The 19,319-nt window shown below is 71.2% G+C and carries 19 protein-coding genes; 14 read left to right on the forward strand and 5 right to left on the reverse strand.

Translation table 11 applies throughout. The features are described from left to right. Nucleotides 1-80: 80 nt before the first annotated feature. Complete coding sequence (locus tag ACVHNB_RS03550; RefSeq protein ID WP_428952885.1) at nucleotides 81-980, reverse strand: RNA polymerase sigma factor SigF; 900 nt, start codon at nucleotides 978-980, stop codon at nucleotides 81-83. Between the two features lie 251 nt (nucleotides 981-1,231). Between ACVHNB_RS03550 and ACVHNB_RS03555 the strand changes: the two genes are divergently transcribed. The 6 genes from ACVHNB_RS03555 to ACVHNB_RS03580 all read left to right on the forward strand — a co-directional run bounded on the left by ACVHNB_RS03555 (nucleotide 1,232) and on the right by ACVHNB_RS03580 (nucleotide 6,617). Beyond that, nucleotides 1,232-1,603: an STAS domain-containing protein gene (locus tag ACVHNB_RS03555; protein WP_428952884.1), complete on the forward strand. Its 372-nt coding sequence runs from the start codon at nucleotides 1,232-1,234 to the stop codon at nucleotides 1,601-1,603. A 196-nt stretch (nucleotides 1,604-1,799) separates the two neighbouring features. Beyond that, complete coding sequence (locus ACVHNB_RS03560) at nucleotides 1,800-2,279, forward strand: ATP-binding protein (protein WP_428952883.1); 480 nt, start codon at nucleotides 1,800-1,802, stop codon at nucleotides 2,277-2,279. Nucleotides 2,280-2,443: 164 nt separating this feature from the next. Further along, entirely contained in the window at nucleotides 2,444-3,163 is a 720-nt protein-coding gene (locus ACVHNB_RS03565) for an LPXTG cell wall anchor domain-containing protein (RefSeq protein WP_428952882.1), read from the forward strand. Continuing rightward, on the forward strand, nucleotides 3,164-4,135 hold the full coding sequence (locus ACVHNB_RS03570) for a COG1470 family protein (protein WP_456227393.1): 972 nt from the start codon (nucleotides 3,164-3,166) through the stop codon (nucleotides 4,133-4,135). It abuts the gene before it with no gap. Further along, nucleotides 4,132-5,256 (forward strand): hypothetical protein, encoded by a 1,125-nt coding sequence (locus ACVHNB_RS03575; protein WP_456227394.1) that lies wholly within the window; start codon nucleotides 4,132-4,134, stop codon nucleotides 5,254-5,256. The genes ACVHNB_RS03570 and ACVHNB_RS03575 overlap by 4 nt, the downstream gene beginning before the upstream one ends. After that, nucleotides 5,253-6,617: a hypothetical protein gene (locus ACVHNB_RS03580; protein ID WP_456227395.1), complete on the forward strand. Its 1,365-nt coding sequence runs from the start codon at nucleotides 5,253-5,255 to the stop codon at nucleotides 6,615-6,617. The genes ACVHNB_RS03575 and ACVHNB_RS03580 overlap by 4 nt, the downstream gene beginning before the upstream one ends. A gap of 66 nt (nucleotides 6,618-6,683) precedes the next feature. Here ACVHNB_RS03580 and ACVHNB_RS03585 read toward each other — a convergent pair whose 3' ends face one another. Then, nucleotides 6,684-8,177 (reverse strand): peptide MFS transporter, encoded by a 1,494-nt coding sequence (locus ACVHNB_RS03585; RefSeq protein ID WP_428952878.1) that lies wholly within the window; start codon nucleotides 8,175-8,177, stop codon nucleotides 6,684-6,686. A 521-nt stretch (nucleotides 8,178-8,698) separates the two neighbouring features. On the opposite strand from ACVHNB_RS03585, the gene ACVHNB_RS03590 reads away from it, so the two are divergent. Together ACVHNB_RS03590 and ACVHNB_RS03595 are read left to right on the forward strand one after the other, a co-directional pair. Then, on the forward strand, nucleotides 8,699-9,376 hold the full coding sequence (locus ACVHNB_RS03590; RefSeq protein ID WP_428952877.1) for a response regulator transcription factor: 678 nt from the start codon (nucleotides 8,699-8,701) through the stop codon (nucleotides 9,374-9,376). A gap of 80 nt (nucleotides 9,377-9,456) precedes the next feature. After that, on the forward strand, nucleotides 9,457-10,734 hold the full coding sequence (locus ACVHNB_RS03595) for an ATP-binding protein (protein WP_428952876.1): 1,278 nt from the start codon (nucleotides 9,457-9,459) through the stop codon (nucleotides 10,732-10,734). Between the two features lie 15 nt (nucleotides 10,735-10,749). Here the strand turns inward: ACVHNB_RS03595 and ACVHNB_RS03600 are convergent, their stop codons facing one another. Continuing rightward, nucleotides 10,750-11,301, reverse strand: a complete 552-nt coding sequence (locus ACVHNB_RS03600) for a GtrA family protein (protein ID WP_428952875.1) — start codon at nucleotides 11,299-11,301, stop codon at nucleotides 10,750-10,752. 110 nt (nucleotides 11,302-11,411) lie between these two features. Here ACVHNB_RS03600 and ACVHNB_RS03605 point away from each other — a divergent pair, with 110 nt between their 5' ends. From ACVHNB_RS03605 to ACVHNB_RS03620, 4 genes are all read left to right on the forward strand, one after another. Beyond that, nucleotides 11,412-12,614, forward strand: a complete 1,203-nt coding sequence (locus ACVHNB_RS03605) for a 5-(carboxyamino)imidazole ribonucleotide synthase (RefSeq protein WP_428952874.1) — start codon at nucleotides 11,412-11,414, stop codon at nucleotides 12,612-12,614. Beyond that, a complete protein-coding gene (gene purE / locus ACVHNB_RS03610; RefSeq protein ID WP_428952873.1) occupies nucleotides 12,611-13,144 on the forward strand; it encodes a 5-(carboxyamino)imidazole ribonucleotide mutase in 534 nt (177 codons plus the stop codon). Before ACVHNB_RS03605 ends, purE begins: the two co-directional genes overlap by 4 nt. 17 nt (nucleotides 13,145-13,161) lie before the next feature. Beyond that, nucleotides 13,162-14,349 carry a dipeptidase gene (locus tag ACVHNB_RS03615; RefSeq protein ID WP_428957581.1) on the forward strand — a complete coding sequence of 396 codons (1,188 nt, stop codon included), beginning with the start codon at nucleotides 13,162-13,164 and terminating at the stop codon, nucleotides 14,347-14,349. A gap of 196 nt (nucleotides 14,350-14,545) precedes the next feature. Beyond that, complete coding sequence (locus ACVHNB_RS03620) at nucleotides 14,546-15,670, forward strand: membrane dipeptidase (RefSeq protein WP_456227396.1); 1,125 nt, start codon at nucleotides 14,546-14,548, stop codon at nucleotides 15,668-15,670. A 13-nt stretch (nucleotides 15,671-15,683) separates the two neighbouring features. On the opposite strand, the gene ACVHNB_RS03625 is transcribed toward ACVHNB_RS03620, so the two are convergent. Then, entirely contained in the window at nucleotides 15,684-16,046 is a 363-nt protein-coding gene (locus ACVHNB_RS03625) for a VOC family protein (protein ID WP_428952871.1), read from the reverse strand. Between the two features lie 84 nt (nucleotides 16,047-16,130). Between ACVHNB_RS03625 and ACVHNB_RS03630 the strand changes: the two genes are divergently transcribed. Further along, complete coding sequence (locus tag ACVHNB_RS03630; protein WP_456227397.1) at nucleotides 16,131-16,634, forward strand: CGNR zinc finger domain-containing protein; 504 nt, start codon at nucleotides 16,131-16,133, stop codon at nucleotides 16,632-16,634. Nucleotides 16,635-16,641: 7 nt separating this feature from the next. Here the strand turns inward: ACVHNB_RS03630 and ACVHNB_RS03635 are convergent, their stop codons facing one another. Beyond that, nucleotides 16,642-17,967 carry a UDP-glucose dehydrogenase family protein gene (locus ACVHNB_RS03635; protein WP_428952869.1) on the reverse strand — a complete coding sequence of 442 codons (1,326 nt, stop codon included), beginning with the start codon at nucleotides 17,965-17,967 and terminating at the stop codon, nucleotides 16,642-16,644. A gap of 239 nt (nucleotides 17,968-18,206) precedes the next feature. On the opposite strand from ACVHNB_RS03635, the gene ACVHNB_RS03640 reads away from it, so the two are divergent. Continuing rightward, the gene (locus tag ACVHNB_RS03640; RefSeq protein WP_456228832.1) at nucleotides 18,207-19,313 is read left to right on the forward strand and encodes an acyl-CoA dehydrogenase family protein; all 1,107 of its coding nucleotides are present in this window, start codon (nucleotides 18,207-18,209) and stop codon (nucleotides 19,311-19,313) included. The last annotated feature ends 6 nt before the right edge of the window (nucleotides 19,314-19,319 follow it).

The raw sequence follows: 19,319 nt of genomic DNA on the forward strand, positions 1-19,319 counted from the left end.
CGAAGCAGATACGCGAACGGGCCCGCCTCCTGGGGATCAGGGAGGGCGGGCCCGTTCGCGTAAGGGGCCTGAAGGCGGGCTCACTCCTCCACCGTCAGTCCCTTGCGCAGGCGCACGAGGGTGCGGGACAGGAGCCGCGACACGTGCATCTGCGAGATTCCCAGCTCTTCGCCGATCTCCGACTGGGTCATGTTGGCGACGAAGCGCAGAGACAGGATCTTGCGGTCGCGCGGCGGGAGTTCGGCGATCAGCGGCTTGAGGGACTCGACGTACTCGATGCCCTCCAGACCGTGGTCCTCGTACCCGATGCGGTCCGCGAGCGCACCCTCGGAGTCGTCCTCCTCGGGCTGGGCGTCGAGGGAGCTGGCGGTGTAGGCGTTCGACGCCGCCATGCCCTCCACGACCTCTTCGTTCGACAGGCCCAGGCGTTCGGCGAGCTCGCCCACCGTGGGGGCGCGGTCGAGCTGCTGGGCGAGTTCGTCGCCCGCCTTGGCGAGGTCGAGACGGAGTTCCTGAAGGCGCCGCGGTACGCGCACCGACCAGGAGGTGTCGCGGAAGAAGCGCTTGATCTCACCGACGATCGTCGGCATCGCGAAGGTGGGGAACTCGACGCCGCGGCTCAGCTCGAAGCGGTCGATCGCCTTGATCAGGCCGATGGTGCCGACCTGGATGATGTCCTCCATCGGCTCGCTGCGGGAGCGGAACCGGGAGGCCGCGAACTTCACCAGGGCGAGGTTGAGCTCGACCAGTGTGTTGCGGACGTAGGAGTATTCGTGCGTGCCCTCCTCGAGGGACTCCAGGCGCTCGAAGAGCGTCTTGGAGAGGGCTCGCGCGTCGAGCGGCCCCACCTCGTCGAACGGCGGGATCTCAGGGAGTCCGTCAAGTCCTTCCAGAGCGTCGGACTCGAAGTCGGCGTGGCGTTCCGGTGGGGGTGTCGACGTCGCCTGGTCAGTACGCGATTCGTCGAGCCGGGGTGACATGATGTCCTCCATCGTTCTCGGCATATGGCTGCCGATGCCCATACGTGCACTTGCGGAGTGCGGCGCCTCCAAAGCCGGCCGTGTCGATTGCTGTCCTTACTAGGCCTACCCGCTTTCCTTACCGCGCCGCAAGTGCGATCTGTGGTGAAATGTCCGATTCTTAGGGGTTGTTCGGGTACCGAGGGGCGTAGAGAAGGCGTAGGGTTCGAGGGCGTCAATCGGCACGTCGAAGGCAGCGAGAGAGAGACGTCATGGACCGCGGGACAGTCGGCAGCGCGCATCGGGGCCGGCTTCTGGTCGAGGTGCGGCACGAGGGCACCAGCGCCGTGGTGACCCCGGCGGGTGAGCTGGATCACCACACCGCCGATCTGCTGCGCGAACCCCTCGAGGAATGCCTGGCCGGCGGGCTTTCCCGGCTGGTGGTCGACTGCGCGCGCCTCGAGTTCTGCGACTCGACGGGGCTGAACGTACTGCTCGGTGCCCGCCTCAAGGCCGAGGCCGCGGGCGGCGGAGTCCATCTGGCCGGGATGCTGCCGGTGGTGGCCCGGGTCTTCGAGATCACCGGCGCGGAGGCCGTGTTTACGGTGCACGAATCCCTGGAGGCGGCACTCGCCGCGGAGTGACCCGAATGACCGCGTACTTGCGGCCGCAAGAAGTTACGCTCCAGTTGTCTCTACGTGATCGAGGCGTTACCAGCGTCACAGGGTTCGCGCCGAACAGATGGGTGTTCTCGTCGTTCGGCCGGGCAGGAGACACCCGACCGCCACTGCAACCCTGAATCCTGAAGCTGAATTGGTAAATCGGTGAGGTGAAGTGCTGATGAGCACCACCCGGCCTTACTCGCCGGGCGACCACGGCCCCGAGTCCGGCGACGTACCGGCTGCCGGGGGCCGACAGGTCCGCAGGCTGAGCCTCGCTGGGGCCAGTGGCATCGTGCCGCTGTCCCGCGACTTCACCCGTGAGGCGCTGCACGCCTGGGGCTGGCTGCCGGCCGCGAGCGCGGACCGCCGCGCCGCCGCGGAGGATGTGCTGCTCGTAGTCTCCGAGCTGGTCACCAACGCCTGCCTGCACGCCGAGGGCCCGGACGAGCTGATCGTCTCCCTCGACAACAAAGTGCTGCGCATCGAAGTCGCCGACCGCGGCGCCGGTCAGCCCGCACCGCGCACCCCGCACCGCGCCGGCCGCCCCGGCGGTCACGGCATGTTCATCGTCCAACGCCTCTGCCTCGACTGGGGAGTTGTCCGCGCCCCCGGGGTCACCGGAAAAACCGTCTGGGCCGAGCTGGGCGCGCCCGCCTAGTCGCTGGGGCCTGTTACGGCCTGATTTCCTTCGCAGTTCCGAGCACGCCGGATCGTCTTCGATCCGGCGTGCTCTTTGTCTTCCCTCCGCAGGACCCCGGGCGTACCTTGAGCCACCCGCATCTGATGAACCGTCAGTAACCGTCGGTCTGAAGGGATCTCGAGGTGTCGTACCGGACGTACCAGAAACGAACCGCCGCGTTCGCGCTCAGCGCGGCACTGGCGGGCTCGGCGGTGCTGATGGCCGCCCCCGCAGCGCAGGCCACGGTCCAAGACGTCAACTACAAGTGCAAGACGCCGATCGGGGACAAGAGCGCCGTCTCCCCGATCGACATGAAGAGCGTCAAGAGCGGCAGCGGCTACAAGATCACGATGTCCTTCCAGAAGGGCGTCTCCTCCAGCCCGGTCGAGCTGGGCAAGGGCGCGATGAACCCCAGCGCGGTCATCAAGCTGGGCGGCGCGGACAGCGGCTCCGTCCCGGTGTCCGGGCCGCCGAACTCCGAGGCGATCCCCGCCAACACCCCGATCAAGATCAGTGACCTGTCGGGGACGTACACGCCGAAGAAGAGCGGCAAGGTGACGTTCACGGCCGGCGTCCTGACCATCAAGGCGCTCGGCACGACGACCACGTGCACGCCCGGCAACAACCCGAAGCCGTCCCTGGAGCTGGACGTGAAGGCCGCGGGCGGCGGCGGTGGCGGCGGCTCGACCGGCGGCTCCGGCTCCTCGGGTTCCTCGGACTCCGCGCCCTCCGGCGGCGACCAGCTCCCGCAGACCGGCCCGCAGGACTCGGCGATCGCGCTGGGCACGCTGGGCGGAACGGTCCTGCTGGCCGGTGCCGCGGGCGCCTTGTGGCTGACCCGCAGGAACCAGTCGGCGCGGTAGATGGCGCCCTGTAAGGGGCGCGGGGAACTGCGCGGGCGACCACGCACGACCCGCACCCGCAGGAAGATCCGCGGCCTGTGCGGCGCAGGGGCGACGGGCGCGGCCCTGGCCGCGCTCGTGCTGCTGTCACCGGCGGCCACGGCGGCCCCGCAGGCATGGACGATCGCCCCGTCCGCGGGCGGCGGGTCACGGCCCGCCGCCCAGGACGGGCGCCCGTACATCTACGCGGAGGGCACCCCCGGCACCGTCCTGGAGGACAAGGTGGCCGTCACGAACCCGACCGCCGGGTCCCTGCGGATCGCGCTGCGCGCCGCCGACGCCGACAACAGGGCCGACGGCGCCCTCGACGTCCGGACCCGGGCGAAGGACACCGGGGCCTGGATCAGATTCGCCGAGAAGTCCGTACGGATCCCGGCCCGCACCCGCGCCGAGATCCCGTTCACGGTCACCGTCCCGGCGGGCGCGACACCGGGCGACCACCCGGGCGCGATCCTGGCCAGCGGCGGCGGCCGCACGTCCGGGGTCAGCGTGCACCTGCGGGTCAGCGGCCCCACCCTCTCGGCGCTCACCGTCGAGGACGTCCGGATCGTCGGCGGGGACCGGATCGCGTACGACGTCGTGAACCGCGGCAACACGACACTCACCCCCCGCCTCGCCGTCCAGGCCGACGGGATCTTCGGCAGCGTCCTCGACAAGGGGCCGCGCACCCTGCCGGTGGAGCTGCTGCCCGGCCGCCGGGTCAGTCTCACCGAACCCTGGCACGGCGCCCCCTCGCTCGACGCGGTCGACGTGAAGGTGACGGTCACGGCGGGCGGCGGCGCCAAGGACTCCGCGACGGCCACGGCCCGGTTCGTGCCCTGGGCGCCGCTCGGCGGGGCCCTCGCCGTGCTCGCGGGCGCGGCCTGCGCCGCCTACTGGGCCCTGCGCCGTCGACGGCGACAGGACACCGGCAACCTAAGGAGTGCGCCATGACTCGCCGCAGCGCGCCGGCCACGCGGCTGCTGACCGTTCTCGCCCTCGTGGCCGCGCTCCTCGCGGGCACGGCACCGTGGGCCACCGCCGCGGACAAGCCCACCGTCACCCTCTCCAGGACCCAGGCGGGCACCGGCGGATCGATCACCGTCAAGGGCTCCGGCTGGCGGCCGAGGACCCTGCTGATGATGCTGATCTGCGGGCAGTCCAGCCCGTCGCGCGGTGTCATCGGCGGCACCAACTCCTGTGCCAACGCCGACGGCCTGGCCGTCACCAGCGACGCCGACGGGGCGTTCAGCAAGCGGCTCCCGGTCGCCGAACCGCCCAGGCCCTGCCCGTGCGTCGTCCACGTGGCGACCGTGACCGGCGCCGAGAAGGCGCAGGCGGACGCCGAGTTCAAGGTCGCGGGCCACCCGGTGAAGGCGCTGCCCGCCGAGTCCGGCGACGGACAGCTGTCCATGGTCACCGACACCCGCCTCGACGGATCGAGCGGCGTCCTCACCTGGTTCGGCGCCCCGCCCGCGCGGACGTTCACCTTCACCGTGGGCAACGTCGGCTCGACCCCGGTCAAGGACCCGGTCTTCCAGGTCGGCACCTCCCACGGGGTGTTCGCGCCGCAGTGGGAGGAACAGCAGTGGCGCGGCACGATCCGGCCCGGCCGCAAGGCGCGGATCGAGCTGCCCGTCGAGCTGACGGCCGGCGCCCACGGCAGCTATCTGGTGTCGCTGAAGTACGGCGGGAAGGTGCTGGCCGAACAGCCCTGGGGCGTGGGCCGCCCCTGGGGCGTCACGCTCTTCTGGATCCTGCTGTGCGTCGTCGTGCCCGCCGCCGTCTTCCGCATCGGCATGGCCGTCGTGGACCGGCTGCGCCCGCGCGACCGGCCCTTCCAGGGACGGCACCGCGGCTCCCAGCGCCTGGCCGAACTCACCGTGAGAATGCCCCGGTTGAGGGGTGCGCGGCAGGACGCGAACACCCCGGCCCCCGCCCCGCGTACGGCCGCGGACGCCGCCACCACGACCACCCTGCCCTGGTTCACCCCGGACACCGGTCCCGGCGTGCCCGCGGCCGGACAGCTCTCCGCACCGCCCGACAACAGCCAGACGACGAAAGGAACCACGTGAGCAGGCAACGGAGAGCCGGTGCGGCCGGCTGCGCCCTGATCCTGTCCGGTGCGGGGCTGTGGCTGGCCGCCGCGCCGGCGCACGCGGCCGAGTCCAGCTTCAAGACGGAGTGCATCCCGCCCTCCATCTCGGGGCTGCCGCCGGTCGAGGGCACCACGGTCGCCGACATCACGGCCCCCGCGACCGCGAAGGTCGGCGACGAGATCGACGTGGTCTGGAAGACGACCCAGGCCGCCTCGAAGAACCCCGACGTGCTCGACCTCGACGCCAACACCGTCCAGCCGACGGGCACGGTGAAGGTGGGCGGCGCGCAGACCGGTGACCTGAAGCTCACCGGCGCCCGGGAGAACCCGGCGATCAAGAAGAACAGCCCGATGGTGCTGTCCGACATGAAGGGCAAGCTGAAACTGACCAAGGCCGGGGACGTGACGCTGACCCCGGACGCGTACACCATCAACGTCAACAAGCCGATCTCCACGGACACCAAGTGCACGCCGAAGGAGACGGTCAAGCCCGCCGTGACCATCAAGGTGACGGACGGCGGCGGCGCGACCACCGGCGGGACCTCCACCGGCGGCACCACCAGCGGGACGACCGCCGGCACCACCGGCGGGAGCACGACGGGCGGGTCGACCACGAGCGGCACCTCGGCCGGCTCCACCGCCGGCGGGTCCGACTCCGGGGGCGCCACGACCGGTGGCGGCGGCGGTGGCGGCCAGACCGACTTCACCGGCAAGGAAGTCCAGATCCCGTACGCCTGCAAGACCCCCATCGGCGACAAGAACGCCACGTCCCCGGTGCAGATCAACGCCAAGAAGGACGGCGGGAACTACGCCCTGACGGTGAAGTTCAAGAAGTCGGTCATGGACAGCCCCGCCGACATCCCGGCCGACTCGGTCAAGCCGTCGATGGCGGTCAAGCTGGGCGGCGCCGACAAGGGCACCGTCGCCGTCGAGGGCCCGACCAACAAGGAGCCCATCAAGTCCGGCGACCCGATGACGATCCCGGACCTGACCGGCACCTACAAGCCGGGCGCCGACGGCAAGTCGACCCTGTCGCCGGGCGTCCTCACGGTGAAGGCGCTGGGCACGACGACCACCTGCACGCCGACCAAGACGGAGGTCTCCCTGGAGATCGACACCACGGCGGTGGAGGGCGGCGCGTCCGGCGGTTCCACGGGCGGTTCGGCCGGCGGCTCCACCACGGGCGGCTCGGACGCCACCGGCGGCGGCCTCGCCGAGACGGGCGCCTCGAACGACGGCGCCCTGCGCGCCCTCGGCCTGGTGGCCGGCACGGTGATCCTGCTGGGCGGGGCGGTGTTCACGTTCCTGCCCAAGCGGCGGGCGGCCAGGACCCGCTGACGCGACAGGGCCGCCGCACCGGACGATCGGTGCGGCGGCCCTGTCACGACGGCCGGGCGGGGTGCGTCAGTTGACGCTGCCCATGAGCTCCTTGACCTTCTTGCGGTTCAGCCAGAAGCCGACACCGGCGAGGATCGCGATGGCGGCCTCGGCCGTGACCGCGCCGGTGGTGTTCAGGTTGACGCCGGCCGTCGAGAGCAGACCCGTGACGGAGTCGCCCGCGGTGACCGCGAGGAACCAGACACCCATCATCTGGGAGCTGTACTTGGCCGGGGCCATCTTCGTGGTGACCGAGAGGCCGACCGGGGAGAGGCACAGCTCACCGACGGTCTGGATGAAGTAGATCGCCACGAGCCACATCGGCGAGACGCGGCCGCCGTTGTTGGCGGTGTCGATCAGCGGCATCAGGAAGACGGCGAAGGAGATGCCGATCAGCGCCAGCGACGACGCGAACTTCACGGCCGTGCTCGGCTCCTTGCCGCGCTTGTTGAGCGCGATCCAGATCGAGGCGACCACAGGGGCCAGCGCCATGATGAAGATCGGGTTCAGCGACTGGTACCAGGACGTCGGGAAGTGGAAGCCGAGCAGCTGGTTCGTCGTCGAGCTCTCGCCGAAGATCGACAGGGTCGAGCCGTTCTGGTCGTAGATCATCCAGAAGATGGCGGCGACCACGAAGAACCAGATGTAGCCGGAGAGCTTGGACTGCTCCTCGCCCGACAGCTCCTTGTCGCGCTTCATCCGGGTCAGGACCGCGACCGGGATGATCAGGCCGATCAGGGTGAGCGGGACCAGGATCCAGTTCAGCGTGTAGTGGCCGGTGGCGACGACGATCACGTAGAAGACCGCGGCGACGACGGCCCAGATCAGGCTCTGCCGGAGCGTCTTCGCCTTCTCCTGCGCGGTGGCCGGCTTGACGACGAGGTCGCTCTCCGCGCTCAGGTGGCGGCTGCCCAGCATGAACTGGGCCAGGCCCAGCGCCATGCCGATCGCGGCGAGCGCGAAGCCGAAGTGCCAGTTGACGTTCTCGCCGACCGTGCCGATCGTCAGCGGCGCGAGGAAGGCACCGAGGTTGATGCCCACGTAGAAGACCGTGAAGCCACTGTCGCGGCGCGGGTCCTCGGGGCCCTTGTAGAGGTGGCCGACCATCGTGGAGATGTTGGCCTTGAGCAGACCCGAACCGATCGCGACGAGCCCGAGGCCCGCGAAGAAGGAGCCCGAGCTGGGCAGGGCCAGCGTGATGTGGCCGAGGATCACGACCGCGGCACCGATGGCCACCGTCTTGCGGGGGCCCCAGAAGCGGTCCGCCACCCAGCCGCCGGGCATGGCGAGCAGGTAGACCAGCGACAGGTAGACCGAGTAGATCGCCGTCGCCGTGGCCGCGTTCATGTGCAGACCGCTCGGGGCGATCAGGTACAGCGGGAGAAGGGCCCTCATGCCGTAGAAGCTGAAACGCTCCCACATCTCGGTCATGAAGAGAGTGGCCAGTCCGCGGGGGTGGCCGAAGAAGGTCTTCTCAGAGCCAGGGGTACTGGCCGAGTCCTTCGTCAGGCTGGACGCCATGGTCGATCCTCGTGGGGTGTCGGGACGCGCCGCGCAGAGCGAGTACGCGCCCGGTGGGGGGCGGCCGGCACCGGAGTCCTACCGTCCTCCCCACGCCCGGGGGGGATGTGCCCGACGAGAGTTCGTACGGGACGAGGTACGGCGGACCCGAGATCCACACCTCGCGCGCTTCGTTACGCGCGGGGCCCGGCCACAGGTCATTCCTTTCAACGCTGACAGCAGTCAGCTCACACATGAAAGGGACCTTCGGTGCGCAGTACGCTCCAAAGGTCCCCCAGTAGTGCATCAGGCGTTCGGTCACCATACGACACGACAGTGCGGCATATGGAAGGACTTGAGAGATGGATCACAGGTCCTCGTGGAACCGGCGCGCTGATTCAAAGGCGTTCTTCAGGATCGCACCCCACAGCCGCAGGACGCGAACCCGGAGGTAGAGGTTCCGTTTCGGTCGGGCGCGGCGCGGAGGGCCGCACTCGCCGATCACCCCACAGCCGTCGTCCGGCGCGGACTACCATCACTCCATGACTCGTGTACTGCTCGCCGAGGACGACGCGTCCATCTCGGAGCCGCTGGCCCGCGCCCTGCGCCGGGAGGGGTACGAGGTGGAAGTGCGCGAGGACGGACCCACCGCCGTCGACGCCGGACTGCAGGGCAGCATCGACCTCGTCGTGCTCGACCTGGGCCTGCCCGGAATGGACGGCCTCGAAGTCGCCCGCCGGCTGCGCGCCGAGGGGCACACGGTGCCGATCCTGATCCTCACCGCGCGCGCCGACGAGGTCGACACCGTGGTCGGTCTCGACGCCGGCGCCGACGACTACGTCACCAAGCCGTTCCGCCTCGCCGAGCTGCTCGCCCGGGTCCGGGCCCTGCTGCGGCGCGGCTCCGCCGAGCCCAAGGAGGCGCCGGCCACGCACGGCGTGCGGATCGACGTCGAGTCGCACCGCGCCTGGATGGGCGACGAGGAACTCCAGCTCACGGCCAAGGAGTTCGACCTGCTGCGGGTGCTCGTGCGCGACGCGGGCCGGGTCGTCACCCGCGACCAGCTGATGCGGGAGGTGTGGGACACCACCTGGTGGTCCTCCACCAAGACGCTGGACATGCACATCTCGTGGCTCAGGAAGAAGCTGGGCGACGACGCGGCCAATCCCCGGTACATCGCCACGGTGCGCGGGGTCGGGTTCCGCTTCGAGAAGAGCTGACGCCTCTCGTCCGCGGGGTGCGGGGCGGCGCCCCGGGACGGTGACCTCGGCGCAGGGTCCTTATCCGGGACACTGAGAGCATGCGCCGCCGACTCATCAACTCCACCCTCGCCGTCGTCCTGGTCGTGATCGCCGTCTTCGGGGTCTCCCTCGTCATCGTGGAGACCCGGACCATCAGCAACAGCGCCCAGGACCGCGTCGAGTCGGAGGCGGTGCGGCTCGCCTCCATCGTGGACAGCCGGCTGCTCAGCGGCGAGCAGGTCAACGGCGGCATCCTCGCCGACCAGGTGGCCATCGAGGAGCGCTACGCGGTCGTCGACATCCCGGGCCGCGGCCCCATCGAGCTCGGCAGCAAACCCGAGGGCGACGTCATCACGTACACCGCCGAGGGCGAGCGGGGCGAGAAGGTCACCGTCGAGGAACCCCGCTCGGCCGTGACCCGCGAGGTCGGCCGGACCCTGCTGATCATCGCGGGCGTGGCGCTGCTCGCGGTCGTCGCCGCCGTGCTCCTCGCCGTACGCCAGGCCAACCGGCTCGCCTCCCCGCTCACCGACCTCGCCTCCACCGCGGAGCGCCTCGGCTCCGGCGACCCGCGCCCGCGCCACAAGCGCTACGGCGTGCCCGAGCTGGACCGCGTCGCCGACGTCCTGGACGGCTCCGCCGAGCGCATCGCCCGCATGCTGACCGCCGAGCGGCGCCTGGCCGCCGACGCCTCGCACCAGCTGCGCACGCCCCTCACGGCGCTCTCGATGCGCCTGGAGGAGATCACCATGACCGAGGACCTGGCGGAGGTGAAGGAGGAGGCGACGATCGCCCTCGCCCAGGTCGAGCGGCTCACCGACGTCGTGGAGCGGCTCCTCACCAACTCCCGGGACCCGCGCACCGGTTCGGCCGTCAGCTTCGACCTGGACGAGGTGATCAAGCAGCAGCTGGAGGAGTGGCGCCCGGCCTACCGCAGCGCGGGCCGCGCCATCGTCTCCTCCGGCAAGCGGCATCTGACGGCCGTCGGCACGCCGGGCGCGGTCGCCCAGGTCCTCGCCGCGCTGATCGAGAACTCGCTGATGCACGGCGGCGGCACCGTCGCCCTGCGCACCCGCGTCACCGGCAACCAGGCAGTGATCGAGGTCACGGACGAGGGCCCCGGCGTCCCGTCCGAGCTGGGTTCGCGGATCTTCGAGCGGACGATCAGCGGCCGGAACTCGACGGGCATCGGCCTCGCCGTCGCCCGCGATCTGGCCGAGGCGGACGGCGGACGGCTCGAGATGCTCCAGGCGAGCCCGCCCGTCTTCGGCCTGTTCCTGTCGCGCACGCCGCTGAAGAAGGCCACGGACGGCACGGACCCCGAGACGATCAGGTAGACGATCCGGCGGCGGTCACTTCACGCGCTGCACGGGCTCCGCGGCCGACGCGTCGAGGAACGATTCCGCGCGGGCGACGGCCTCGCGGGCGGGCAGCGCCTTGAAGACCCAGGTCCGGTACGACCAGAAGCGGAACAGGGTCGCCAGGCCCATCCCGAGGAACTTGAAGACGTTGCTCTGCAGCGGGCCGTCCCAGCCGAAGCCGTACGTCGCCGCGTACAGGACCCCGTTCTCGATCACCAGGCCGACCACGCTGAACAGCAGGAACAGCGTGAGTTCCTTGGCGCGGCCGCTCTTGTCGCGGTCGCGGTAGGTGAAGTAGCGGAACCCCACGTAGTTGAAGGCGATGGCGACGACCGTCGCGATCACGCTGGCCCGCACGACCTGCAGGTCCGTGCCGTGCCGCATCAGGTTGAAGACCGCGAAGTTCACGAGGACGCCCAGGGCGCCGACGACGCCGAACTTGGCGATCTCGCGGGCCAGGGCCGCGAAGCGCAGCCGCAGGGCGCCGACGCGGGTCGGAGCGCCGCTCGCCGTACCGGATCGTCGGCCGGTGGTCGCCTTCATAGTGGTCGCCTCAGCCCCCGTCGTCCCCGTCGTGTGGTCGCGCGGCCCCCGTGAGGACCGACCCAGCCATGCTAACCACGCGCCCCCGCGGACGCCCGTGGACGGCGTACATGGAGGTTCGTACAGGAAGAGGGCCGTACGTGTACCGGTCATATGGCCGATACTCTGGGGGTGTGACGTTCCCGGTGGTAGGCATGGTCGGCGGGGGCCAGCTCGCTCGTATGACACACGAGGCGGGCATCCCGCTCGGCATCAGATTCAAGCTCCTCAGTGACACTCCGCAGGATTCCGCGGCGCAGGTCGTCGGCGATGTCGTCGTCGGCGACTACCGCGACCTGGACACGCTGCGCGACTTCGCGCGCGGCTGCGACGTGATCACCTTCGACCACGAACACGTACCGACCGAGCACCTGCGGGCCCTGGAGGCGGACGGCATCCCCGTGCGCCCGGGGCCCGACGCGCTGCTGTACGCCCAGGACAAGGGCGAGATGCGCGCGAAGCTCAGCTCGCTCGGTGTGCCGTGCCCGCGCCACCGGATCGTGACCGATCCGGCCGACGCGGTCGCGTTCGCCGAGGAGGGCGACGGTTTCCCCGTCATCCTCAAGACGGTGCGCGGCGGCTACGACGGCAAGGGCGTGTGGTTCGTGCGCTCCGCGGCGGACGCCGCGGAACCCTTCAAGGCCGGCGTGCCGGTCCTGGCGGAGGAGAAGGTCGACTTCGTCCGCGAGCTGGCGGCGAACGTCGTCCGCTCGCCGCACGGCCAGGCCGTCGCCTACCCCGTGGTCGAGTCCCAGCAGGTCGACGGCGTGTGCGACACGGTGATCGCCCCGGCGCCCGGCCTCTCCGAGTCCCTGGCGGGCGAGGCGCAGGAGCTCGCGCTGCGCGTCGCCCAGGAGCTCGGTGTCGTCGGCCACCTCGCCGTCGAGCTCTTCGAGACCCGCGACGGGCGGATTCTGGTCAACGAGCTGGCGATGCGACCGCACAACTCCGGCCACTGGACCCAGGACGGCGCGGTCACCTCGCAGTTCGCCAACCACGTCCGCGCCGTGCTCGATCTGCCGCTGGGGGACCCCCGGCCGCGCGCCCCGTGGACCGTGATGTGCAACGTCCTGGGCGGCGACTTCCCGGACATGTACAGCGCGTACCTGCACTGCATGGCCCGCGACCCGCAGCTGAAGATCCACATGTACGGCAAGGACGTGAAGCCCGGCCGCAAGGTCGGTCACGTCAACACCTACGGCGAGGACCTGGACGAGGTGCTGGAGCGCGCCCGTCACGCAGCCGGATACCTGAGAGGCACGATCACCGAATGAGTCCTGTGAGCCCCGTAGTCGGCATCGTCATGGGGTCCGACTCCGACTGGCCCGTCATGGAGGCCGCGGCGAAGGCCCTCGACGAGTTCGAGATCCCGTACGAGGTCGACGTCGTCTCCGCGCACCGGATGCCGCACGAGATGATCTCCTACGGCGAGCACGCCGCCGGGCGTGGCCTGAAGGCCATCATCGCGGGCGCCGGCGGCGCCGCCCATCTGCCCGGGATGCTCGCGTCGGTGACGCCGCTGCCGGTCATCGGTGTCCCGGTGCCCCTGAAGTACCTCGACGGCATGGACTCGCTGCTCTCCATCGTGCAGATGCCCGCCGGCGTCCCCGTCGCCACCGTCTCGGTCGGCGGCGCGCGCAACGCCGGACTGCTCGCCGCGCGCATGCTCGCCGCCCACGACGAGGAACTCCTCGGCCGGATGCGGGAGTTCCAGCAGGAGCTGAACGACCAGGCCACCGAGAAGGGCAAGCGGCTGCGCACCAAGGTCGAGGGCGCCGGCTCCGGTTTCGGCTTCGGCAAGTGAGCGGGGAAGTGAGCGACATGACGGACGCGTTGCAGCAGGCCCGGGCGATACTCGCCGAGTTCCCCGTCGTCGACGGGCACAACGACCTGCCCTGGGCGCTGCGCGAGCAGGTCACGTACGACATCGACGCGCGGGACATCGCCGCCGACCAGAGCGCCCACCTGCACACCGACCTGGCCCGGCTGCGGTCCGGCGGCGTCGGCGCGCAGTTCTGGTCCGTGTACGTACGCACCGACCTGACCGGGGACGCGGCGGTCAGCGCCACCCTCGAACAGATCGACTGCGTCGACCAGTTGATCGCGCGGTACCCGGGCGACCTGCGGGCCGCCCTGACCGCCGCCGACATGGAGGCCGCCCGCGCCGAGGGGCGGATCGCGTCGCTGAAGGGCGCCGAGGGCGGCCACTCGATCAACAACTCGCTGGCCACGCTGCGCTCGCTGTACGCGCTCGGCGTGCGCTACATGACGCTCACCCACAACGACAACATCGCGTGGGCGGACTCGGCGACGGACGAGCCGGGCGTCGGCGGTCTGTCGGCGTTCGGCCGCGAGGTCGTCCGCGAGATGAACCGCGAGGGCATGCTCGTCGACCTGTCGCACGTCGCCGCGACGACGATGCGCGCGGCCCTCGACACGACCGAGGCGCCGGTGATCTTCTCGCACTCGTCGTCCCGCGCCGTGTGCGACCACCCGCGCAACATCCCGGACGACGTGCTGGAGCGGCTCCCCGCCAACGGGGGAGTGGCGATGGTGACGTTCGTGCCGAAGTTCGTCCTGCAGGCCGCGGTCGACTGGACGGCAGCCGCCGACGAGAACCTGCGCGCGCACGGCTTCCACCACCTGGACACCTCGCCCGAGGCGATGAAGCTGCACCGCGCCTTCGAGGAGGCCACGCCGCGCCCCGTCGCCACGGCCTCGACGGTCGCCGACCACCTCGACCACATGCGCGAGGTCGCCGGCGTCGACCACATCGGCATCGGCGGCGACTACGACGGCACGGCGTTCACCCCGGACGGCCTCGACGACGTCTCCGGCTATCCGAACCTGATCGCCGAGCTCATCGGCCGCGGCTGGTCCCGCGCCGACCTCGCGAAGCTGACCTGGCGCAACGCGGTGCGGGTGCTCGGCGACGCGGAGTCGGTCGCCCGGGACCTCCAGGCCCGGCGCGGTCCGTCGAACGCGACGCTGGAGCAGCTGGACGGCTGAGAGTCCGCACCACGGCGGACAGCTGAAGGGGCGCCCTGCAGGGCGCCCCTTTCGCGTTCCTCCGCGCCCCGGCGGCCCGGTGGTCCCCCGATCGGCGCACCGTTCCCCCGAACGGAGCCGCCCACCGCGTAGCCGCTCCGCGCCCGTGCCACGGTGGTCCGAACGCTTGTCCCCACATTTTGGCCGGAGCAGTGCCATGGCAGACCTGCAGGATCAACTGAACGCCCCGACGGAAGCGGGCGAGCTCGACCGGCCCGCCCCGCTCGCCGCGTCCCCCGCCTCCCCGACGCCCCCGGCGTCCCCGTCCCCCGAGTCGTCCCCCGAGTCGTCCCCCGAGTCCGACCCCGAGCCGACCGCGGCTCGCGACCTGCTGGCCCTGCACCCCGTCGCGGACGGCTACTGCGGTCTGCCCGGAACCCTGCGCGCGCTGCCCTACTACGACCTGGAACTCGGCGAGAGCTCCGTCGAGGCCGATCTGCCGCGGCTGCGCGCCGGCGGCACCGGGGCCCTGCTGTGGGCGCTGCACGTCAGCACCGACCGGCCGGTCACCTCGGCGCTCGAACAGATCGACCTCGTCAACCACGTCGTCGCCCGCTACCCGGAAGGCCTGCGCCTGGCCCGCTCCGCCTCCGAGACGGCGGACGCCCGCTCGCACGGCCGCATCGCCGTGATCATCGGCCCGGCCCCGGCCGCCGCGGCGGGCGACTCGCTCGGCACCCTGCGCGCCCTGCACGGCCTGGGACTGCGCGCCCTCACGCTGAGCGGCGCGTCCTGGGCGTCCGAGGACGGGCTGACCCCGTTCGGCGAGGAGATCGTCCGGGAGCTGAACCGGCTCGGCATGCTCGTCGACCTGACCGGCGCCTCCGAGGCCACGGCCGTCCGCGCCCTCGCCGTGTCCAAGGCCCCGACGATCCTCAGCCGCTCCGGCGCCCGCGCCCTCAACAGCCACCCGGACAACCTCTCCGACGAGCTGCTCGCCGCGCTCGGCGCGAGCAAGGGCCTGTGCCTGGTGCCCTGCTCGGCGGCCCGCACCGGACCCGCCCTGCGCGACGTGGCCGACCACCTCGACCACGTACGCCGCGTCGCGGGCCCCGAGTCGGTCGGGCTCTCCGGGATGTACGACACCGGGGACGCGCACCCGGAGGGACTCACCGACGCCGCCGGCTACCCGGCGCTGATCGCGGAACTCCTCGACCGCGGCTGGCCCGAGCCCGACCTCGCGCTGCTCACCTGGGGCAACGTCCAACGGGTGCTGCGCGGGGCCGAGTTCACCGCCCGGGCGGCCCGGCAGCGCCGGGGGCCCTCGACCGCGACGCCCTGACCGGCACGGGCTCTCAGCAGGCGCAGAGGCAGAACGGGTGCCCGGCCGGGTCCGCGTAGACCCGCCAGCCGCGGCCGCGGTCCTCGGCGTCGAGCACCGTCGCGCCGAGCGCCAGCACCTCCTTCTCCGCGACGTCCAGGTCCGGCACGGTCAGGTCGAGGTGGAACTGCTGCGAGGCGTCGGCCGCGGGCCAGGCCGGCGCCGCCAGGCCGGGTGCCTTCTGGAACGCCAGCGGGTGCCCGCCCGGCACCTCCAGATCGACCCAGTCGCCGTCGTCCCCGGTGACGGTGGCGCCGAGGACCGCCGCGTAGAAGTCCGCGAGCCTGCGCGGTTCGGGACAGTCCAGGACGACGACGCCGAGCTTCGCGATGGCCATGGCTCCTCCTTCAGTTACCCCTATACGGGCCCTATCGGTAATGCCGTTACCACATGGTCCCGTGCAAGGGGTAACGTCGCAACCATGAATGACCGTGCGCCCGCACCCGGCGGCCTGGCCCTGGTCGAGGCCCTCGTGAACACGCTGCTCGACATCACGACGGGCGAGGACGCGCTGGACACGGTGGAGGTCAGGGAACGCTTCGGTATCACGGCGGCCGGGGTCGACGCGGCGCGTGAGCTGCGCGAGTCGCTGCGCGCGGCGTGCCTGGCCCACGCGGGCCACCCGCCGCACCGGACGGTGACCCCGCTGAGCGAACTGCTCGCGCGCGCCCCGCTGCGCGTGGCGGTCGACGACCGGGACGGCTCGGCGTCCCTGGTCCCGCTGGACGGCGCGGCACTGGTCTCCCGCGTGGCGAGCGCCATCGCCGAGGCCCGGGCCGACGGCACCTGGCCCCGCCTCAAGGCCTGCGAGGCTCCCGACTGCCACGGGGTGTTCTACGACCGCAGCCCGGCCGGCCGGGGCCGCTGGTGCGACATGCGGGTGTGCGGCGCCCGGGCCAAGATGCGCCGCTACCGGGCGAAGTAGCGTCGCGTCAGGCGGACGGCCGGCCCATCGCCCGGTACGTCCAGCCGGCCTCCCGCCACAGCGAGGGGTCCAGCGCGTTGCGGCCGTCCAGGATGACCCGCTCCGCGGCGACGGCGCCGAGCTCCGCCGGGTCCAGCTCCCGGAACTCCCGCCACTCGGTGAGGTGCAGCACGACGTCCGCGCCCCGCACCGCGTCCAGCGCCGTGTCCGCGTACCCGAGCGTCGGGAAGAGCCGCCGCGCGTTCGCCATGCCCTTCGGGTCGTACACCGTCACCTGGCCGCCCTGCAGGTGGATCTGCCCGGCGACGTTCAGCGCGGGGGAGTCCCGTACGTCGTCGGAGTCCGGCTTGAACGCGGCGCCGAGCACGGCGACCCGCTTGCCCAGGAACGCCCCGCCGCCGAGCGCCTCGCGCGCCATCTCCACCATCGCGCCGCGCCGCCGCATGTTCACGGAGTCGATCTCGCGCAGGAAGGTCAGCGCCTGGTCGGCGCCCAGCTCGCCGGCGCGCGCCATGAACGCCCGGATGTCCTTCGGCAGACAGCCGCCGCCGAAGCCGATCCCGGCCCGCAGGAACTTGTGCCCGATCCGCTCGTCGTAGCCGATCGCCTCGGCCAGCTTCGCGACGTCGCCGCCGGCCGCCTCGCAGACCTCGGCCATGGCGTTGATGAAGGAGATCTTGGTGGCGAGGAAGGAGTTCGCCGCCGTCTTGACCAGCTCGGCGGTCGGGAAGTCGGTCACCACGAAGGGCGTGCCCTCCGCGACCGGCTTCGCGTACACGTCCCGCAGCAGCTTCTCGGCGCGCTCGCTGCCCACGCCGACCACGATCCGGTCGGGGTGCAGCGTGTCGTTCACGGCGAAGCCCTCGCGCAGGAACTCCGGGTTCCACGCCAGCTCCGTGCCCTCGGGCAGCAGTTCGGCCAGCCGCTCCGCCGAGCCGACCGGCACCGTCGACTTGCCGACGACGAGCGCGCCCGGCTTCAGGTGCGGGGCCAGCGAGGAGAAGGCGGCGTCCACGTAGCTCATGTCGCACGCGTACTCGCCGTGCTTCTGCGGCGTGTTCACGCACACGAAGTGCACGTCGCCGAAGGCCGCGGCCTCCGCGAAGTCCATCGTGAAGCGCAGCCGGCCGCTGGACCCCTCGATCCCCGCGACGTGCCGGCGCAGCAGCTCCTCGAGACCGGGCTCGTACATCGGGACCTCGCCCCGCGTGAGCATCTCGATCTTCTCGGGTACGACGTCCAGACCGAGCACCTCGAAGCCGAGCTCGGCCATGGCCGCGGCGTGCGTGGCGCCGAGGTAGCCGGTGCCGATCACGGTGATCTTGAGGGCCATAACGGGGGCTCCAGAGGTGTCGGTGCTGCGTGCGCTGACCGAGCATAGTCGGGGCATGCGCGGGCCCTTCAGCGGGCAACTTTCCCGTTGTCGCGTAACTCACGTATCCCTGGCGTGAGCAGAGATCTAAAATTTGGGTTACTTAACGGTAATTAGCATCGCTTGGAGCGTGAGACACCTTGGCCGGATCGGCTTCCACCCCGGAGTTCGACCTGTACCGCCCGTCCGAGGAGCACGACATGCTCCGGGAGACCATCCGCGCGCTGGCCGAGGCGAAGATCGCCCCCTTCGCCGCCGCGGTGGACGAGGAAGCCCGTTTCCCGCAGGAGGCCCTGGACGCCCTCGTCGCCTCCGACCTGCACGCGGTGCACGTACCGGAGGAGTACGGCGGCGCGGGCGCCGACGCCCTCGCCACGGTCATCGTGATCGAGGAAGTGGCGCGCGCCTGTGTCTCCTCGTCCCTGATCCCGGCCGTGAACAAGCTGGGCTCGCTGCCCGTCATCCTCTCCGGCTCCGAGGAGCTGAAGAAGAAGTACCTGGGCCCGCTCGCCAAGGGCGACGGCATGTTCTCGTACTGCCTCTCCGAGCCGGACGCCGGTTCGGACGCGGCCGGCATGAAGACCCGCGCGGTGCGTGACGGCGACACCTGGGTCCTCAACGGCGTGAAGCGCTGGATCACGAACGCGGGCGTCTCCGAGTACTACACGGTCATGGCGGTCACCGACCCCGACAAGCGCTCGAAGGGCATCTCCGCCTTCGTCGTCGAGAAGTCCGACGAGGGCGTCTCCTTCGGCGCCCCGGAGAAGAAGCTCGGCATCAAGGGCTCGCCGACCCGCGAGGTCTACCTCGACAACGTCCGCATCCCCGCCGACCGCATGATCGGCGCCGAGGGCACCGGCTTCGCCACCGCGATGAAGACCCTCGACCACACCCGCATCACGATCGCCGCGCAGGCGCTCGGTGTCGCCCAGGGCGCCCTCGACTACGCCAAGGGCTACGTCCAGGAGCGCAAGCAGTTCGGCAAGCCGATCGCCGACTTCCAGGGCATCCAGTTCATGCTCGCCGACATGGCGATGAAGATCGAGGCCGCCCGCCAGCTCACGTACGCGGCCGCCGCCAAGTCGGAGCGCGGCGACAAGGACCTCACCTTCCAGGGCGCCGCCGCCAAGTGCTTCGCCTCGGACGTGGCCATGGAGGTCACCACGGACGCCGTCCAGCTGCTCGGCGGCTACGGCTACACCCGTGACTACCCGGTCGAGCGCATGATGCGCGACGCCAAGATCACGCAGATTTATGAAGGCACGAACCAGGTCCAGCGGATCGTTATGGCAAGGAACCTTCCGTAGCCGAAC

The organism is Streptomyces sp. YJ-C3 (assembly GCF_053891275.1).

Coding starts and splice junctions, on each gene's coding strand:
- ACVHNB_RS03550 (WP_428952885.1), bottom strand. CDS start 980: ATGTCACCCCGGCTCGACGAATCGCGTACTGACCAGGCGACGTCGACA.
- ACVHNB_RS03555 (WP_428952884.1), top strand. CDS start 1,232: ATGGACCGCGGGACAGTCGGCAGCGCGCATCGGGGCCGGCTTCTGGTC.
- ACVHNB_RS03560 (WP_428952883.1), top strand. CDS start 1,800: ATGAGCACCACCCGGCCTTACTCGCCGGGCGACCACGGCCCCGAGTCC.
- ACVHNB_RS03570 (WP_456227393.1), top strand. CDS start 3,164: ATGGCGCCCTGTAAGGGGCGCGGGGAACTGCGCGGGCGACCACGCACG.
- ACVHNB_RS03575 (WP_456227394.1), top strand. CDS start 4,132: ATGACTCGCCGCAGCGCGCCGGCCACGCGGCTGCTGACCGTTCTCGCC.
- ACVHNB_RS03585 (WP_428952878.1), bottom strand. CDS start 8,177: ATGGCGTCCAGCCTGACGAAGGACTCGGCCAGTACCCCTGGCTCTGAG.
- ACVHNB_RS03590 (WP_428952877.1), top strand. CDS start 8,699: ATGACTCGTGTACTGCTCGCCGAGGACGACGCGTCCATCTCGGAGCCG.
- ACVHNB_RS03595 (WP_428952876.1), top strand. CDS start 9,457: ATGCGCCGCCGACTCATCAACTCCACCCTCGCCGTCGTCCTGGTCGTG.
- ACVHNB_RS03600 (WP_428952875.1), bottom strand. CDS start 11,301: ATGAAGGCGACCACCGGCCGACGATCCGGTACGGCGAGCGGCGCTCCG.
- ACVHNB_RS03605 (WP_428952874.1), top strand. CDS start 11,412: ATGGAGGTTCGTACAGGAAGAGGGCCGTACGTGTACCGGTCATATGGC.
- purE (WP_428952873.1), top strand. CDS start 12,611: ATGAGTCCTGTGAGCCCCGTAGTCGGCATCGTCATGGGGTCCGACTCC.
- ACVHNB_RS03615 (WP_428957581.1), top strand. CDS start 13,162: ATGACGGACGCGTTGCAGCAGGCCCGGGCGATACTCGCCGAGTTCCCC.
- ACVHNB_RS03620 (WP_456227396.1), top strand. CDS start 14,546: ATGGCAGACCTGCAGGATCAACTGAACGCCCCGACGGAAGCGGGCGAG.
- ACVHNB_RS03625 (WP_428952871.1), bottom strand. CDS start 16,046: ATGGCCATCGCGAAGCTCGGCGTCGTCGTCCTGGACTGTCCCGAACCG.
- ACVHNB_RS03630 (WP_456227397.1), top strand. CDS start 16,131: ATGAATGACCGTGCGCCCGCACCCGGCGGCCTGGCCCTGGTCGAGGCC.
- ACVHNB_RS03635 (WP_428952869.1), bottom strand. CDS start 17,967: ATGGCCCTCAAGATCACCGTGATCGGCACCGGCTACCTCGGCGCCACG.
- ACVHNB_RS03640 (WP_456228832.1), top strand. CDS start 18,207: ATGCTCCGGGAGACCATCCGCGCGCTGGCCGAGGCGAAGATCGCCCCC.